Source organism: Nocardia sp. NPDC046763, assembly GCF_040645495.1.
GTDB lineage: Bacteria > Actinomycetota > Actinomycetes > Mycobacteriales > Mycobacteriaceae > Nocardia.
Genome location: NZ_JBEYYI010000026.1, coordinates 82983 through 98693, shown reverse-complemented (window position 1 = coordinate 98693; position 15711 = coordinate 82983). Strand labels below are relative to the sequence as shown.

The window sequence follows — 15711 nt, the reverse complement described above, 5'->3', positions numbered from 1 at the left end:
TGATTCCGCGGTGAGCGCCGCGGGATCAGTTCTGTGAGCCGCCGAAGTGCTCACCGGCGATGGAGCGTGAGGGCTCGCCGTCGACGCCGACGGGCACGTCGCCCTCCAGGGTCGTGCGATAGAGCACGCGGGTCACGTCCAGGTGGGTGAGGTCGCCGGGTGCGAGGTGGGCGGTGGCCCGGTTGTCCCAGAACGCGACACTGCCCTTCTCCCAACGGAATCGGACCGTATACGCCGGATCGGAGAGTTCGGCGTACAGCAGTTCCAGCAGCGCGTCGCTCTGGCGCGGGCTGAGGCCGACGATGCGGGTGGTGAAGCCCGGGTTCACGAACAGCACGCGTTCACCGGTCACCGGATGCACCCGCACCACCGGGTGTTCGGTGATCAGCGGTGCGGCCGCGACCCGCTTGGCGTAGTCGCTCTCCGCGTCCCAGGCGGGCAGCGTGCCGCCGAATCGGTGCTCGGCGCGCAGTCCGTCGAGGAAGGATTTGAGCGAATCCGGCAGGCCCGCGTAGGCGGCGGCGAGGTTGGTCCACTGGGTGTCGCCGCCGCGGTCGGGCGCGATCTCGGCCCGCAGCAGGGAGGCGGCCGGCGGGTTGATGAGCGGCGAGACATCGGTGTGCCAATGGTTGGTGTAGCTGAATTTCTTCTTCCCGAACCGCTTTTCGTACAGGCGGCTGTCGACGGCGAGGATCTCGGGGTACTCGGTGGGCGCGTCATCGTCGTACGGATGCGAGGGCGTGACCGCGCCGAATCGCCGGGAGAAGGCGATCTGTTCGGCGTGCCCGATGTGCTGATCCCGGAAGAACAGCACCTTGTATTCGTGCAGCGCGGCGGTGAGTACCGCGATCTGCTCATCGGTGAAGTCGTCGCGCAGGTCGATGCCGGTGATCTCGGCGCCGATATGCCCGGCGACGGGTCCGATGCGGAAGGTGCCGACCGGGTTCTCGGTTGCGGTGGTCATGAGCGTTCCTTTCAGATCTCAGGCGGTCGCCTGGGTACGGGCGGGGGTGAATTGGCTTTCCACGGGCGCGAGTCCGTAGTGGCCGCGCAGGGTCGGTGCGGTGTAGTCGGTGCGGAACAGCCCGCGCTCCTGCAGGATCGGGACCACGCGGTCGACGAAGTCCTCGAGCCCGCCGGGCAGGTAGGGCGGCATGATGTTGAAGCCGTCGGCCGCGCCCTGGTCGAACCAGGACTGGAGTTCGTCGGCGATCTGCTCCGGCGTGCCGGCAAAGGTGCGGTGACCTCGGCCGCCGCCGAGTTTGCCGATGAGCTGGCGGACGGTCAGGTCCTCCTTTTCGGCGAGCTCCTTGACGAGGGTGAATCTGCTCTTGCCGCCTTGGATGTCGCTTTCCCGCGGCAACGGCGGCAGCGGTGCGTCGAGGGCGTGCTCGGTGAGGTCGACGCCGAGCAGGGTGGAGAGTTGCCGCAGCGCGTAGTCGGGGGAGATGAGGTCGGTGAATTCCTGTTCGAGTGCGCGGGCTTCGGCCTCGGTGTCGGCGATGAAGGGGACCAGACCCGGCAGGACCTCGAGATCGTCGGCGGAGCGGCCGTACTTGGGCAGCCGGGACTCGAGGTCGCGGTAGAACCGCTGGCCCTCCTCGAGGGTGCGCTGCGCGGTGAACACCGCTTCGGCGTGGCGGGCGGCGAATTCCTTTCCGCTCTCGGAGGATCCGGCCTGCACCAGCAGCGGCCGGCCCTGAGGGCTGCGGGGCGAATTCAGCGGGCCCCGGACCTGGAAGCGTTCGCCGCGGTAGTCGAGGGTGTGGACCTTGTCAGGGTCGGCGAAGATGCCGGCCTCCGGGTCGAGCACGATGGCATCGGATTCCCAGCTGTCCCAGAGCCGTACCGCCAGGTCGACGAACTCGTCGGCGCGCTCGTAGCGGCGGGCGTGCTCGGGGATGGCGTCGTAACCGAAGTTGAACGCCTCGTCCTCGCTACCGGAGGTGACGATGTTCCAGCCGGCCCGGCCGCCGCTGATGTGGTCCAGGGACGCGAATTTTCGTGCCAGGTTGAAGGGTTCGTTGTAGGTGGTGGAGGCGGTCGCGATCAATCCGACGTGCTCGGTGACGGCGGCGATGGCGGCGAGGAGCGTGATCGGCTCGAAGACGGAGAGCGCGTTGCGCTTGATCCGAGGTCCGACGGCCAGCCCGTCGGCGAAGAACACCGAGTCGAGCTTGCCGCGTTCGGCGATGCGGCCCAGTTCCTGGAAGTGCTTCACGTCCAGGACCCGGTGTTCCTCGGTGCGCGGATGCCGCCAGGCGGCCTCGTGATGGCCGACGCCCATGAGGAAGGCGTTCAGATGGAAGGTCTTGCGTGCGTTGGACATGGAAGAGGTTCCTTCGACGGATTCAGTGGGCGCGCCAGCGGGACAGCCGTCGCTCGATGGCCACGAGCACGCCGTTGTAGGCGAGTCCGACCACGGCGATGGCCACGATCCCGGCGTACATGTCCGGAATCTGGAAGTTCTGCTGGGCGGCGGTGATCAGGTAGCCGAGCCCGGAACGCGCCCCGAACATCTCGGCGGCGATGAGCACCAGTATCGATCCGGAGGCGGCCATGCGGATGCCGGTGAAGATCGACGGCACGGCGGCGGGCAGGATCACCTTCTGGAACAGGCGGATCGGTGAGAACCCGAGCGAGACGGCCGATTTCACGAGCAGCGGATCGACCGTCCGCACCCCGCTGATGGTGTTGAGCAGGATCGGGAAGAATCCGGCGTACACCACGAGCGCGATCTTGGAAGTCTCGCCGATGCCGAGGATCAGGATGAACACCGGCAGCAGCGCGAGGGCGGCGGTATTGCGGAACAGTTCCAGCACCGGGCTCAGGAATTCCGCCACCGGTCGGTACCAGGCAATGGCCACACCCACCGGAACGGCCGCGACCAAGGCGATGGAGAAGCCGATGAGCGAGCGGGTCACGCTGGTCGAGACGTGTTCCCACAGTTGGCCATTGCGGATGAGCTCCAGCCCGGCCTGCACGACCGCCGAGAACGGGGGCAGGAACACCTCGTCCACCAGCCCCAGCCGCGGCGCGGCTTCCCACAGGGCAAGAAAGGCCGCGATCACGATGGTGGGCTTGCCGATTCGCCATGCGATGCCGGCGACGGCGGTCAGCACGGCCGTAGCGTGCCGGGTTTTCGTGCGGGTCGCACCGCCGGTGGCGGCGGGCTCGCGACGGAGATCGATGGATGCTTCGACGAATTGCAGTGCGCTAGACATGGGAACTCCTCTTGTCGCCGGTGAGCGCGGCCTGCTCGAGGTCCTGTGCCCGCGCGACCTCGTCGTGCAGCAGGGACCAGACGTGATGGCGCAGTTCGCGGAATCGTTCGCTGGAACGGATATCCGGATCCCCGTCCCGGTCGAGGTCGATGTCCACGACCGCCTTGATCCGCCCGGGCCGCGAGGTCAGCACCGCCACGCGCTGCCCCAGGTACACCGCCTCGTCGATGCCGTGGGTGATGAACAGGACCGTCTTCCCGGTAGCCCGCCAGATTCGTAACAGCTCGTCCTGCAACGACTCCCGGGTCTGGGCGTCGAGGGCGGCGAAGGGTTCGTCCATCAGCAGCACCTCCGGGTCGAAGGCCAGGCTCCGGGCAATGGCTACCCGCTGCTTCATACCGCCGGACAATTCGTGCGGATAGCGATTCCCGAATCCGGCCAGGCCGACCAGCTCGAGATAGTGCTCGGAGGTCTCGCGGCGTTCGCGACGGCGAATGCCCTTGGCCTCCAGCCCGAATTCGATATTCGCCCGGGCGGTGCGCCAGGGCAGCAGCGCATACTGCTGGAAGACGATCCCGCGGTCCAGACCGGGTCCCGTGACCGGCACCCCGTCCAGCAGGATCTGCCCGGAGGTGGGTTTGCCGAGCCCGCCGAGCAGATCCAGCAGGGTGGACTTGCCCGAGCCGCTGGGCCCGACCAGGACCAGGAACTCACCGTCGCGCACATCGACGCTGATATCGGCGAGCGCGGTGAAACTCTCCTGCTCCCCGCGCACGCGGAACTCCTTGCGGACCCCGGTGAGCGCGAGTTTGACGGTCGCGGAACTCATTTCGCCACCGCCTCACCGCTGGGACCGCTGGTGGCCGGGTAGGCGCCGTTGGCGTACGGATTGTCCTTGTTGGTGTAGAGGTCCTTGGCGGCGAGCTTGCCCGCGGGCAGTTCCCCGTTGCGGACCAGCCAGTCGATCCAGATCTGCAGTTCGCGTTCGGCGATCACGCCGCCGGGGACGGGGATACCCGAGCTCTTGTAGTACTGCAGCAGCGCGGTGTTCTCGTTGCGCCCGCGCTTGTGGATGATGTCGGCGAACCGCGCCACCACCTCGTCGCGCGGCGTGACCTGCAGCCAGCGGGTGGCGCGTGCGGTGCCCTGCACGAAATCGGCGACGGCCGCGGCATGCGACTTCAGGTAGTCGTTGCGGAAAACGTAAGTGCCGTAATCGAACTGCCCGAACAGATCCTTGTCGGTGTAGAGCGGATGCACCCCGCCCCGCCCGACGGCGGTGTCCCGGAAGACGCCGCCGAGGGCGGCCACATCGATCTGCCCATTGCGCAGCGCGTCCTCGGTGCTGGCGGGCGGCAATACGACCAGCTGGACCTGTTTGATCTCCTGATCGCTGAGCCCCTGGTCGTGCAGCCACTGCCGGGTGATGAACTCGTGGTGCGCGCCCAGGGTATTGACGCCGACCTTCTTGCCGATGAGGTCGCGCGCGGAGGTGATGCCCGAATCGTCGCGCACGAAGTAGCCGGTGAAGTTGAGTTCGTCGGCCCCGTAGGAGCTGAGCACGGCGGTGACGGGAGCGCCGCCCGCGACCAGCTTGATGACCGCGCCGTTGAAGGCGCTGCCGAATTCGACCTGCTTGGTGGCGGCGGCCTGAATATTGGCCGGGCCGCTGGTGGTGTCGCCCTCCCACCGGAGGTCGATCTTGCTGAAGTAACCGAGGTCGGCGGCCAGTTCGAAGGCGGAGACCTGGCCGGTCGACCCCTGATAGCGGATGACGGTCCTACCGTCGGCGGTGGTGCCCGGGTCGGTTTTCGCGCAGCCGGTGAGCAGGACGACCGCGCTGGAGACGGCGAACGCGGCGGCCAGGGCGCGGTGCACCCTGGTCCGGCGGGGAGGGAATGCCATGGGGGAGTCTTTCGGTGAATACGACTGTCGCTCGGTGGGATTCGAGGGCGGGGCGACAACAGAGCGTCATGGGGATTCCTTTGCCGGACAGGGGAACTGGCGATGATTCGGCGGTGGTCACATGCTGCGATGGGGGCTGCGGCGCGGCAACCGGCTTTTCACCATGTGGAAATCAGCGTGAGCGAAACTCGGCGGCGGAGGGCGCCACGCCGTCGGTGGTCTGGAACAGCGGTGCGATCCGGCCCGCGGCGATCCGCATGGCGGGCACGACGGCCCGGATCAGCTCGCTGTCCAGGCGGGCCGAACGGGCCTGCACCGCCAGTGCCCCGTGCACCTGCCGGCCCGGCCCGACGATGGGCACCGCCAGGGCGCGGATGGGGTCGTCGGTCTCGATCAGCTCGGAGGCGAAGCCGGTGCGGCGGACCCGGTCCAGGTCGATGTCGGCGGCGGCGCGGGCGGGGGAGTGGGCCAGCAGAGCGTGGCCCGCCGCGCTGGCGTGCAGGGATTGCCGGGATCGCGGCACCTGGTGGTGGCAGAAGTGGATCGGCGGGCGGGCCTGGAAGACGGTGAGCGCGTCGCTGTCGTCCATCATGCTCACGCTGACCGTGATCCGGATGCCCGCGGCGAGCGCGTACAGATGCGGCGCCGCGGACTCGAGGCCCAGCCGGGCGAGGGCGGGCCGGGCCAGGGTCGCCAGCCCGTGCCCGACGCGGTAGCGATCACCGGCCGGCCCCTGCTCGAGCAGGCCGCCGCGCACCAGCGCCTGGGCGAGACGGTGTGCGGTGCTGACAGGCAGCCGGGTCCGCTGGGCGAGCTCGCTCAGCGACAGCTCCGGATCGTCGCCGTGGAAGCAATTCAGCACCTGGATCGCGCGGTCGACAGCGCGTGCTCCGGAACGGGGTTCATCGGCCATGGAGGCACTATGGTCAGGGCTCTGACCTGGATCAATGGTTGTGCGCACCGCGATCCGAGCCGGTCGGAGGGCGATTCTGGGTGGGGATCGTTTTGTCTCGGGTTTGTATTACGCGATCGAGGTCACTATTTTCTCGTGACCTCCGTCACAAAAACTTTTACGAATTCCAGAAATGTCATTCGGTGAAATTCCGATGCGAACTGCGAAAACGGATTGAGTATCCCCGATATCGATTCGTCAACCGGCCGTGATCGTTACGTTATCTAACGTGATTGATCCGTTACCGTCGTTCATGGCTCGGATTCAACCGGGCCCCGCTCGAATCGACGAACACCGGCAACTCCGTCCCGCGATTCGAGAGCAACCGAGAACCCTGGGGACGGGGACCCGCAATCGAGAGCGCGGGCCGGCGGGCGCAGGCAAGGAAATACCTTATGCATCGCAACCGGAAGCTCACCACCCGCACATTCGCCGCCGCGGCGGCCATCGGTGCGCTCGTGTCCGTCCCGTTCGCGCTGTCCACCGCGACCGCCTCGGCCGCCGGGCACAACTGGGACGCTGTCGCGCAGTGCGAGAGCAGCGGCAACTGGGGCGCCAACACCGGCAACGGGTTCTTCGGCGGTCTGCAGTTCACCCAGAGCACCTGGAACGCCTACGGTGGCGGCGGCAGTGCCGCCAGCGCCAGCCGTGAGGAGCAGATCCGCGTCGCGGAGAACGTGCTCGCCGGTCAGGGTCCGGGCGCCTGGCCCGTGTGCGGCGCCTACCTGTAATTCAGGTTTCGCGTCGGTTCGAAACGTCCGATGGCCCGTTCCGCAAAGTCGCGGCACGGGCCATCGTCGTATTCATGATCAAACGTGGGCTGCGTAGATCGCCTTCGCCAATTCGGTTTTCAGGGCCTGGAATTCGGGTGTCGCGGTGACGGTGATGTTCCGGACGCCCGCCTCGTCATCGGCCGGTAATACGACTTCCCGGTCCACGATGATCCGTCCCGGACGGGCACTCATGACCAGGACCCGGGTGGAGAGGAATACCGCCTCCTCCACCGAATGGGTCACGAACACAATGGTTTTGCCCGATTCGCGCCACAGTCGCAGCAGCTCCACCTGCAGCCGCTCCCGGGTGAGCTGATCCAGCGCCCCGAACGGTTCGTCCATGAGGATGATGCGCGGATCGTTGATAAGCACCCGCGCGATCTGCGCCCGCTGCTGCATACCGCCGGACAGCTCGTAGGGCCGCTTGCCGCCGGCATCGCCGAGCCCGACCAGCTCGAGCAGGCGCTGGGCCTCGGCGCGTCGCGTCTTCCGATCCACACCTCGGCATTTCGGACCGAACTCGACATTGCCGCAGACGGTCAGCCACGGGTAGAGGGTGGGGGCCTGGAAGACCACACCGCGTTCGGGACTGGGCCCGCCGATGGGATCGTGGCCGACCAGCAGCGTGCCGTCGCTGGGTTCGAGGAAACCGCCGAGCAGTTGCAGCAGTGTGGTCTTGCCGCAGCCCGAGGGGCCGACGATGCTCACGAACTCGCCGGGTTCGATGATCAGATCGGTGGGAGAGAGCGCGACGGTGCTGCCGCTCGGGGTCTCGTAGGTCTTGGACACCCCGGTCGGCACCACGCGATCGCGGGGCTCGACGGCGGCGGTCACTTCGCGCTCACCGTGGCGGCGGCGTTGGCGTACACCGATCCCGCATAGGCCTGCGGTGCCGCCACGCCCTGAATCTCGCCCTGGCTCAACAGGAAGTCGGCCGTGGACTCCAGGTCCGTACCCAGCTGCCCGCCCAGGTAGGCGGCCCACTTCGCGGGGTACTCCGGGCGCGAGCTGGTGCCAGCCGTTGGCGCGTACGAACGCGTCCCACACCGTCTGTGGGCTCGGAAGGAACTGCTGGTCAATGATTTTCGCGGCGACGACCGCCCACCACAGTGCGAGGAATCCGGCCAGGGACAGCGCGCGCACGGCGAGCCTGCGCAGCGGTCCGGTGGGCAGTGCGAACCGGGCCGGATTCGAGGTGGTGGCCGATCGGCCAGCGCCGATGCTGATCATGCGGGTATTCCGGGCACGCGGTGGGGACTCACGTGAAAACGCCTCTCTGTCCGACGGGTTGGCCTGCGGTGCCGGCGCGAGACCGAAACCGTCCCGCCAGATCCTGTCCCGGGGGCGGGCAGGCGGACAGTGCCAGGATCAGCGTGATTCTGAAGGCGAATGTGGTCCGGGGCGGGGTCACCCTCTTCCCGGCGTCTTCACATGTGGCTAGAGTAACCGTGTTACTCGGGTAACGGTGTTACTCGGGTGCTCGGCCGTTGCGACACCCATGCTCGGGCCCGGCACGGAGCACAACTCCGGCTTCAACACACCGACATCTCCGTGTCCGAGTGCACGCGAGTCCGCAGAGAAAGCAGAAAATGTCTGGACAACGCCGTCCGTCCCGCCGGAAGAGACAGACGCCCCGGAAGGTCGATCACGCGTTGGCCGCCGCCGCGGCGCTGTGTGTGACCGCCGCCGGCGCGGCCGCTGTTCCGGGGTCGGCCTCCGCCGATCCGGTCAATGACTTCTATGTGCCGCCCGCGCAATTCGATTCGACGCGCGGTGCGATCATCAAGACCACCGATATCTCGGCCCTGCTGGCGCAGCCCGCGGGTAACGGGGTGTGGCCGTTGCCTGCCAAGCAGGTCATGTACACGACGCAGATGCAGGACGGCACGCCCGTCGCCGCGACGGGCGTGTTCCTCGATTCCACTCAGTCCTGGCACGGCACCGGCCAGCGGCCGACCGTCGTCATCGCACCCGGCACCACCGGTCAGGGTGACCAATGCGCTGTGTCGCTGGCCTTTTCGACCGGTATGTACGCGAGCATCACCCCGCCGACCTTCTCGGCCAATCAGGAGGCGATCTCGGCGCTGGCGTGGAACTCGCTGGGGGCCCGCGTCTTCGTGGCCGACTACATCGGTATGGGAACCCCCGGTACCCACACCTATGTCAATCGCGTCGAGGAGGCTCATGCCGTGCTGGATGCCGCGCGAGCGGCGAACAACCTCGCCGGTTCCGGTGATGACACGCCGCTCGCGTTCTGGGGTTACTCGCAGGGTGGCGGGGCCACGGCCGCGGCGGTCGAGATGCAACCCGAGTACGCGCCCGAGCTGAACCTCGAGGGCACGTGGGCGGGTGCGCCGGTAGCGGATCTGACCGAGGTGCTGAAGAAGGCCGACGGCAGTCTGATCAGCGGCGTCATCGGATTCGCGCTGAACGGTTTCGTGGCGCGCTATCCCGAGTTGCAGCCGAAGCTCGACGAACGCACCACGCCGGAAGGCAAGGCGCTGCTGAGCGATCTGGGCAACGAGTGCATCGGTGACGTGATCCTGAAGCACCCGTTCCTGCGCAGCACCGAATTCACGGTCGACCATCGGCCGATGATCGACCACCTGCAGGAGGTCCCCGAGGCCGAGGACATCCTGCGGCAGCAGCACATCGGAAACCTCACTCCGGCAACCCCGGTGCTGATCACCAGCGGTCGCAACGACGACACCGTGCCCTACGGTCAGGCCCGGCAACTCGCCACCGAATGGTGCGGAAAGGGCGCGACCGTGAGCTTCCGGACCGATGAGCTCCCCCCGATCCTGCCCGGGGCGACCCTCCCGAACCACTTCGGCCCCGAGCTGATCGACGGCTTCGGAACCAACAATGCGATCAGCTACCTCGTCGATCGCTTGAACGACGTGCCGATCTCGGGGTGCGTTCTCGACTGACACCGACGACCGAAGCTCCTGCGCCGTCGACCGTTTCGCCGTGACAATGGCGGAATGCGGGCCCGGCGGCGCGGGAGCGCAGGGCATCCGGCCCGCCGCTGGTTCGCCTGTGCGGGAGCCGGTTACAGGGGGGCCGGTGACGTGCCCGCGGTGAGGTCGCTGGTCTCGGTCCCACGTTTAGCGGACTTGTGGCGAGGGCAATCGGAGTAACGTTGCCCGCACCGAAGCCGACACCGGGCATCGTCGCATCGGTTGGGGGATGGAATGGCGAGCCGCAGAACCATTTTGCGCGCCGGCGCATTACTTCCCCTGGCCGCGGCCTGCACACCGCTGGGCAACGTGTCGAGTTCAGACAGCGTGAAGCTCGCGGTGCCCTGGGGCGGCGCGGAGTTGCGCGCCTTCGAGGACATCCTGGCCAACCTGCGGAATTCCCATCAGTTTTCGCATGACACGCAGGTATTCACGCTGGGTGACGATGTGGGGACGGTGTTCTCGGCCGGTCGATACACGCCGGACATCGTGGTGCTGCCGCAAATCGGGCAGATAACGCGGCTCGCGCACGACGGCCGCTTGCGCGCGCTGGACGAATCCCTGTGGGGCGAGGAACGGAAAGCCCCGCGTTATGCCCACGGCTGGTGGGAGCTGGTGCATGTCGAGACGGCGTCCGGGAATCCGCTCTACGGACTGCCGTTCAAGGCGTCGTGCAAATCGCTGATCTGGTTCGACTTGCCGAAATTCCGGAAGCTCGGCCTGTCGCCGCCGGGCAGTTGGGCGCCGTGGCAGTGGCCCGCAATGCTGGACCGGCTGGCGCGCAGCGGAACCCACCCCTTGGCGCTCGGCGCGGCCGACGGCTGGATGCTCGCCGACTTCTTCGCGAATGTGCTGCTCGCGCGGTCTTCCGATGCCTACCGGAGCATCGTGACCCCGAACGACTGGCGGCCTGAGCAGCGCCGCGCCGACATCGCGAAGGCCCTCGACACCGTCGCCGCAATCTGGGGATTTCCGAATGCCTTTCCCGGCGGTATCGGCCGCGCGCTCACCCAGCAATTTCCCGACGCCGTGCGAGCGGTGTTCGCCAAAGGTGAGGCGGCGATGGTGCTGGCGCCCGATTTCGCCGAGCCGATCGTGAAAAGCTGTTTCGACGGCGATGACGTGGCCATGAAACAGACAGTCGGGGTGTCGCTGTTTCCGAGCAATGCGCCCGGACTCCGGGACGGTCCGGTGATCGGTGGCGGCGATGTCATGGTGCTGACCGGATCGGCCCAAGCCGCTGCGGGCGAATTGATCCGCCTGCTGTCGCTGCCCGATGCCCCGGACAGCTGGATAGCCGAGGCGGGCGGATTCATCGCGCCGGATCTGCGCACCCGCCCGGCCTATCCGGCCATGCTCGAACCACTCGGCCCGCGCGTCCGATCCTGGACCGAATTCGATCTGGCCGACCGGATCGGTTCCCGGGGCGGTGACAATCCGCTCTGGGGGATCATCACCAAATTCCTGATGGATCTCGATGGCGCTCCGGCGGATCCGTCGCAGCGGAATGCCGTGGCTGTCAGTGATGCCGTCGATGCCATCTATGACCTGGAACGCACTAGGCGGGGGTGAAACGCGCTTGTACACCGTCGATTCCAACGGCCTCGAACTCGCACTCGCCACCCGCCGGCTGTCGGGACCGCTGGTTCCGGGCAGGCATCCGCACATCGAGGTCGTGGTCAACTACTTGGTCCGGGCACCGGCCTTGGTGCTGATGGGGCTGCTGCTGGTGGCCCCCGCGCTGTACACGGTCGGGCTCGGCGCGCGGACGCATCCGTGGCTCGCCCTGGGCTGCTGGCTGCAACTGCTCGGGGGCGGCGCGCTGCTCATCGTCGACCGGCGGCGGCTCCGCACCGGGATGCAGAGTCTGCCAAGCGTTTTCGCCTTCACGGTCTGGGCGTTCGCGGCCGCGCTCGGATTCGCGAGCCTGACAGTAGGGTCCATGATGGTGTGGCGGCAATTGCCACGAGCGAGCCGCAGCGCCTACCTGCACACCGCGGGCTGGGTGGCGCTGGCCCTGGTCCTGGTCGGGGTGGCCCTGGTACTCGCCTGGCCCAGCCGGCGGCTGCCCTGGCTCTGGTGGCCGTTCATCGTGCCGTTCGGCGTCTCGGCGTTCACCTCGGGCATCGCGTTCCGGCTGATTCTCGAAACCGTGACGCGCGGACGATATTTCAGTGGTGTCGCGGCGGAACGCTATGCGTTCGAAGCGGTTCTGGTGGCGGCGTTCGTGTGGACCTGGCTCGGCCTGCTGGTCGGTCTGTTCCGCGCCGCCATTCTCGCGATCGAGGACGATCCGGTGCGCGCCCCGGAACTCACCGGCGGTCCGCGCTGGCTCATCCCGCTTCGATTGTGGACGCAGGTGCGGCCCGTCGCCTCGGTCGCCTTCCTGGTGGTCGCGGTGGCCGCCGCCCGGGTCTTCGACGCCGTGCTCGGTGCCGTACCGCGATCGCTGCAACACGATGTCGGCACTGCCACCGTCGAATGGTGGCGTCTCAACAGTGCCTGCGAATCGAATTCGTGCGGGGAGGCGGCGGCGTACGCCCTGCCATTGACGGCCGCGCTCGTGCTGGCTGCCCTGTTCGCCCAGGATCGGATCACTGTGCGCCGCCCGAGTGGCCCGCGTCCGCTGCGCCCGCGCTCGTCCGCGTGGCGCGAGCACTTGCCGGCGTGGCGGGCGGTTCCGCGCTGGCTCCTGGTGGGAGTCGCTGTGCTCGTGGTGTTGTCGCCGATCGCGGAGCTGGTCTACGTCGCGCTGCACGGCACAGCCGGAACAAACGCCGGCGGCATCCACGCCGTCGCCATCGATCCAGCGCTGCGTGCCGCGCTGCGCACCACCCTGATCGTCGCGGTTCCGGCGACCGTGATGGTCGTCGCCTTCGCACTGCCCGTCGCGCACTGGCTGGCCGCCGCACGCGTCCGGATTGCGGTGCCCTGCCTGGTGATTCTGACCGTCCTGCCCGCCCAGATGTATCTCGGTGCACTGCAGCGGGTGATCGGTTCCTCCGGCTGGTTCGGCACCCTCGTCCCGCTGATCTTCACCCATGCCGCCGCCGGACTGCCGGTCGCGATTCTCGTCCTGCGCGGAGCGCTGCTCGCACCGGCGTACACCCCGGCCGCCGACGCCCTGTACGGGCTGGCCTCCCTGCACACCATCGTGGCCCGGCTGGGTGCGGTGGTTCCGGCGGTCGTCGCGGTGGCGGTGCTCGAATTCATTCAGGTGTGGAACGACTTCTTCATCGGACTGCTGGTCAACGGCACCGGCGGCAGCCCGTGGTCGCTGCTGCTGTGGGGTTACACCCGCCAATTCGACGAGAGCTCGGCACAACTCGCGAGCGGGGCGCTGATCTCGGCGGTCGTGCCGCTTGCGCTGTTGCTGGTGTGCTGGCGGCGATGGCTCGTGCCGGGCCTGGCCGGGGGAGCGCGGATATGAGCGAAACGGAATCCGCGCCGGGCGGACCCGAATCCACCGAACTGGCCCGCGAGAGCCGCAGCCTCATGGCCACGCCGAAATCCGCGGTGTGGCAGTGGTTGCTGGGTGCCCCCGCGCTGGTCGGTATCGGCGTCGCCACCCTGATCGCCAATGTGATGACCGGCGCGTTCAAGGCGAATCCGGCGGTGCGGTGGACCGAGTCCGCCATCGGGTGGGTCGTGCTCGCGTACTTCCTCGCCGAATTGGCAAGGCGTGGTTACCGGTTGGTGCGCGATCGCGCCGGGTTCACGGATCCGGGACCCGTCGAGTTACCCGAGCCCGGAGCGCCCTGGGGACCGGAGACCGAGCCGGAGCAGAAACCGGAGTTGAGGGGCAACTGGGCTGCGGCCGTTCTCCGGGAGCTGCCCCTCCGGACCTACGAGACCGGGGTGCTCCTCGATGTGCTCGGGGCGAGCGCCGCCGCCCGGCTCCCCGCCACCACTGCGGAGACCGAAACACCCTCCGCGCCCAAACTCTTGACGAGTCTGACCACGGCGGGTGCGGTGGAGCCGGTCTCGCCCGGACGCTATCGGCTGGCTGCGGTTCCGGCCGATGCCGCGGCCATCACCGAGACGCCCGAGTGGCGGGCGGCCCTCGCGGTGTTGCTCCGCAGCCACGCCGAGAAAGCCACGCTGTGGGCGCGAGCACTCGACCTTCCGGCCTACGCCTCGACCGCACGCCGCTGGTTCGAGAACGAGGAGCCCCGACTGTGCCGGCTCCTGCGCAACTGTGCGAAGCGCGCCGAACCGGAAGCAGGACAGGCGCACAACGCGCTGCTGATCCAGGTTCGAGGCGTGGTGCCGGATCTGGCAGCGATCGCCGACGCGCTGGACATCTGGTTCGCGCGCAGCGGCCGCGCGGAAGAGAGCGCAGGCAGAGGTGGCGACCCGAACGACCCCGATCCGGCCGCGGCCATGGTGACGATCACCGCCGCAACCCGATACGGCGCCCTGCACGCCCTGGCCGACATTCGCGCGGGCGTGCCGGACCGGAGACCAGCGCGCTACAGCCCGTGGACGGTGTCCCGCAGCCTGCGCGCCCGCGCCCTGCACCGACAGGCCCTGGGGGCCATGGACAATACGGACGCCAACCTGAGCAAGGCGGTCAACCTCCTGGAACAGGCATGGTGGCTGTTACCCCGCGAAGACGTCGCCGGCGAAGTGTGCACCTTGGTGAACATGGCCATCGCGCATCTCATGCAGGGGCGGCACACCGCCGCGCGGGACCGCCTGGAACTGGCCGAATCGATGGCAGCGGGCGGACACGATCCCAGCGGCCTGGCTCATGTGCACGAGGTGACAGGCGTACTCGACTGGTCGGTCGGAGAGCCGAGGCGTGCGCTGTCGCGCTGGCAGACAGCACTGAGCGAATGGCGTGCTCTCGCCGACGAACTGGGCATCGGGCGTTGTTTGCAGCATCTGGGTTCGGCCGCAGTGATGGAACCGACCCTCGCCGCGTTCCTGGTCGACTCCGACGGCGTGGCATCGCAAGCCGAGGTGGTGCGCCAAGCCGTCGGCTGGCTCGTCGAGGCGCACGAACTCGACAGCACCCTGACCTACGTCGAGATCCACCGGGACGATTTGCTCACACAATTGAACGAGCTGACCAACGCCGCGTCACCTCTGGACTCACTACCCGGTTTCGACCGATGGCCGCTGCCGCCGCCCGATCAGGCGACCGGCTCGGGCTGAACCTCCGGTTGGGCGACGGCCATTCTCGCGTCCACCACCAGCCCGATCACGCCCACCGCCAAACAGGCCGCAGTGACGATCAATTGGGCGGGCGAGGTGCGATTGGTGAGGGCATCACCGAGCAGCACCGTCCCGACGGTCCCCGGGACGATGCCGATGAACGTCGCGATCAGGTACGGGGTGAACCGGATCGAAGACAGTGCGGCGCAATAGTTCACGATCGAGAACGGCGCGAACGCGATCAGCCGCAGCGATCCGATCGCCAGCCAGCCCCGCCGCGCCAACCGGGTGTCGACCGCCTGCACGGTCGGATGGGTGAGCCGCGCACGCACCCGCTCGTGGTCGAGGGCGCGCACCAGCCACAGCGCCAGCACCGCACTGAGTGTCGTGGCGGCGAGGGCCAGCGTGAGCCCCTCCACAGAGCCGAACAGCATGCCCGCGCTGAGGGTGAAGATGGTGCGCGGGAAGGGCGCGACACAGATCAGTGTGTGCACTGCGAAGAACACCAGCGGCAGCAGCGGCCCGACCGAGTCGGCCCACTGCCGGATCTGCTGGGGCGCCGGGTGCGGTGCGAAGGCGGCCAGCGCGAAAAGTAGCCCGCAGCCGATCAGCAAGGCCAGATTTCGCGGTTGACGGAGGCGGCTGAGCAGCCCGGATACCCGCTCGAGCGGCACACGCACGGTTGTTGGCACCGCGCCAGGTTACCCGCTGGTAGTGAGACTCCGGAGACCGTTATC

Annotated in this window: 14 protein-coding genes; 5 read left to right on the top strand and 9 right to left on the bottom strand. The window is 68.0% G+C overall.

Annotated features, from left to right (window positions below; all coding sequences use genetic code 11):
• Positions 1–25: 25 nt before the first annotated feature.
• From ABZ909_RS32980 to ABZ909_RS32955, 6 genes are all read right to left on the bottom strand, one after another.
• On the bottom strand, positions 26–964 hold the full coding sequence (locus ABZ909_RS32980; protein WP_357007529.1) for a TauD/TfdA family dioxygenase: 939 nt from the start codon (positions 962–964) through the stop codon (positions 26–28).
• An 18-nt stretch (positions 965–982) separates the two neighbouring features.
• Positions 983–2329, bottom strand: a complete 1347-nt coding sequence (locus tag ABZ909_RS32975) for an LLM class flavin-dependent oxidoreductase (protein ID WP_357007527.1) — start codon at positions 2327–2329, stop codon at positions 983–985.
• Between the two features lie 22 nt (positions 2330–2351).
• A complete protein-coding gene (locus ABZ909_RS32970; protein WP_357007524.1) occupies positions 2352–3224 on the bottom strand; it encodes an ABC transporter permease in 873 nt (290 codons plus the stop codon).
• Complete coding sequence (locus ABZ909_RS32965; protein WP_357007522.1) at positions 3217–4053, bottom strand: ABC transporter ATP-binding protein; 837 nt, start codon at positions 4051–4053, stop codon at positions 3217–3219. Before ABZ909_RS32965 ends, ABZ909_RS32970 begins: the two co-directional genes overlap by 8 nt.
• Positions 4050–5129, bottom strand: a complete 1080-nt coding sequence (locus ABZ909_RS32960; protein ID WP_357007520.1) for an ABC transporter substrate-binding protein — start codon at positions 5127–5129, stop codon at positions 4050–4052. The genes ABZ909_RS32965 and ABZ909_RS32960 overlap by 4 nt, the downstream gene beginning before the upstream one ends.
• A 172-nt stretch (positions 5130–5301) precedes the next feature.
• Positions 5302–6042 carry a helix-turn-helix domain-containing protein gene (locus ABZ909_RS32955; protein WP_357007518.1) on the bottom strand — a complete coding sequence of 247 codons (741 nt, stop codon included), beginning with the start codon at positions 6040–6042 and terminating at the stop codon, positions 5302–5304.
• A 434-nt stretch (positions 6043–6476) separates the two neighbouring features.
• Here ABZ909_RS32955 and ABZ909_RS32950 point away from each other — a divergent pair, with 434 nt between their 5' ends.
• Positions 6477–6812 (top strand): transglycosylase family protein, encoded by a 336-nt coding sequence (locus tag ABZ909_RS32950; protein WP_357007515.1) that lies wholly within the window; start codon positions 6477–6479, stop codon positions 6810–6812.
• 78 nt (positions 6813–6890) lie between these two features.
• Here ABZ909_RS32950 and ABZ909_RS32945 read toward each other — a convergent pair whose 3' ends face one another.
• Both ABZ909_RS32945 and ABZ909_RS32940 read right to left on the bottom strand, forming a co-directional pair.
• Positions 6891–7688, bottom strand: a complete 798-nt coding sequence (locus tag ABZ909_RS32945) for an ABC transporter ATP-binding protein (RefSeq protein WP_357007512.1) — start codon at positions 7686–7688, stop codon at positions 6891–6893.
• Positions 7685–7933: a hypothetical protein gene (locus tag ABZ909_RS32940; protein WP_357007509.1), complete on the bottom strand. Its 249-nt coding sequence runs from the start codon at positions 7931–7933 to the stop codon at positions 7685–7687. Before ABZ909_RS32940 ends, ABZ909_RS32945 begins: the two co-directional genes overlap by 4 nt.
• Positions 7934–8443: 510 nt before the next feature.
• Here ABZ909_RS32940 and ABZ909_RS32935 point away from each other — a divergent pair.
• From ABZ909_RS32935 to ABZ909_RS32920, 4 genes are all read left to right on the top strand, one after another.
• On the top strand, positions 8444–9784 hold the full coding sequence (locus ABZ909_RS32935; protein ID WP_357007506.1) for an alpha/beta fold hydrolase: 1341 nt from the start codon (positions 8444–8446) through the stop codon (positions 9782–9784).
• A gap of 339 nt (positions 9785–10123) precedes the next feature.
• A complete protein-coding gene (locus ABZ909_RS32930; RefSeq protein ID WP_357007503.1) occupies positions 10124–11386 on the top strand; it encodes an extracellular solute-binding protein in 1263 nt (420 codons plus the stop codon).
• Between the two features lie 7 nt (positions 11387–11393).
• Positions 11394–13244 (top strand): hypothetical protein, encoded by a 1851-nt coding sequence (locus tag ABZ909_RS32925; protein ID WP_357007500.1) that lies wholly within the window; start codon positions 11394–11396, stop codon positions 13242–13244.
• A complete protein-coding gene (locus ABZ909_RS32920; protein WP_357007497.1) occupies positions 13241–14974 on the top strand; it encodes a tetratricopeptide repeat protein in 1734 nt (577 codons plus the stop codon). Before ABZ909_RS32925 ends, ABZ909_RS32920 begins: the two co-directional genes overlap by 4 nt.
• Here ABZ909_RS32920 and ABZ909_RS32915 read toward each other — a convergent pair.
• Positions 14953–15594 (bottom strand): TVP38/TMEM64 family protein, encoded by a 642-nt coding sequence (locus ABZ909_RS32915; RefSeq protein ID WP_357007622.1) that lies wholly within the window; start codon positions 15592–15594, stop codon positions 14953–14955. The two genes, ABZ909_RS32920 and ABZ909_RS32915, sit on opposite strands and share 22 nt — an antisense overlap.
• Between the last annotated feature and the right edge of the window lie 117 nt (positions 15595–15711).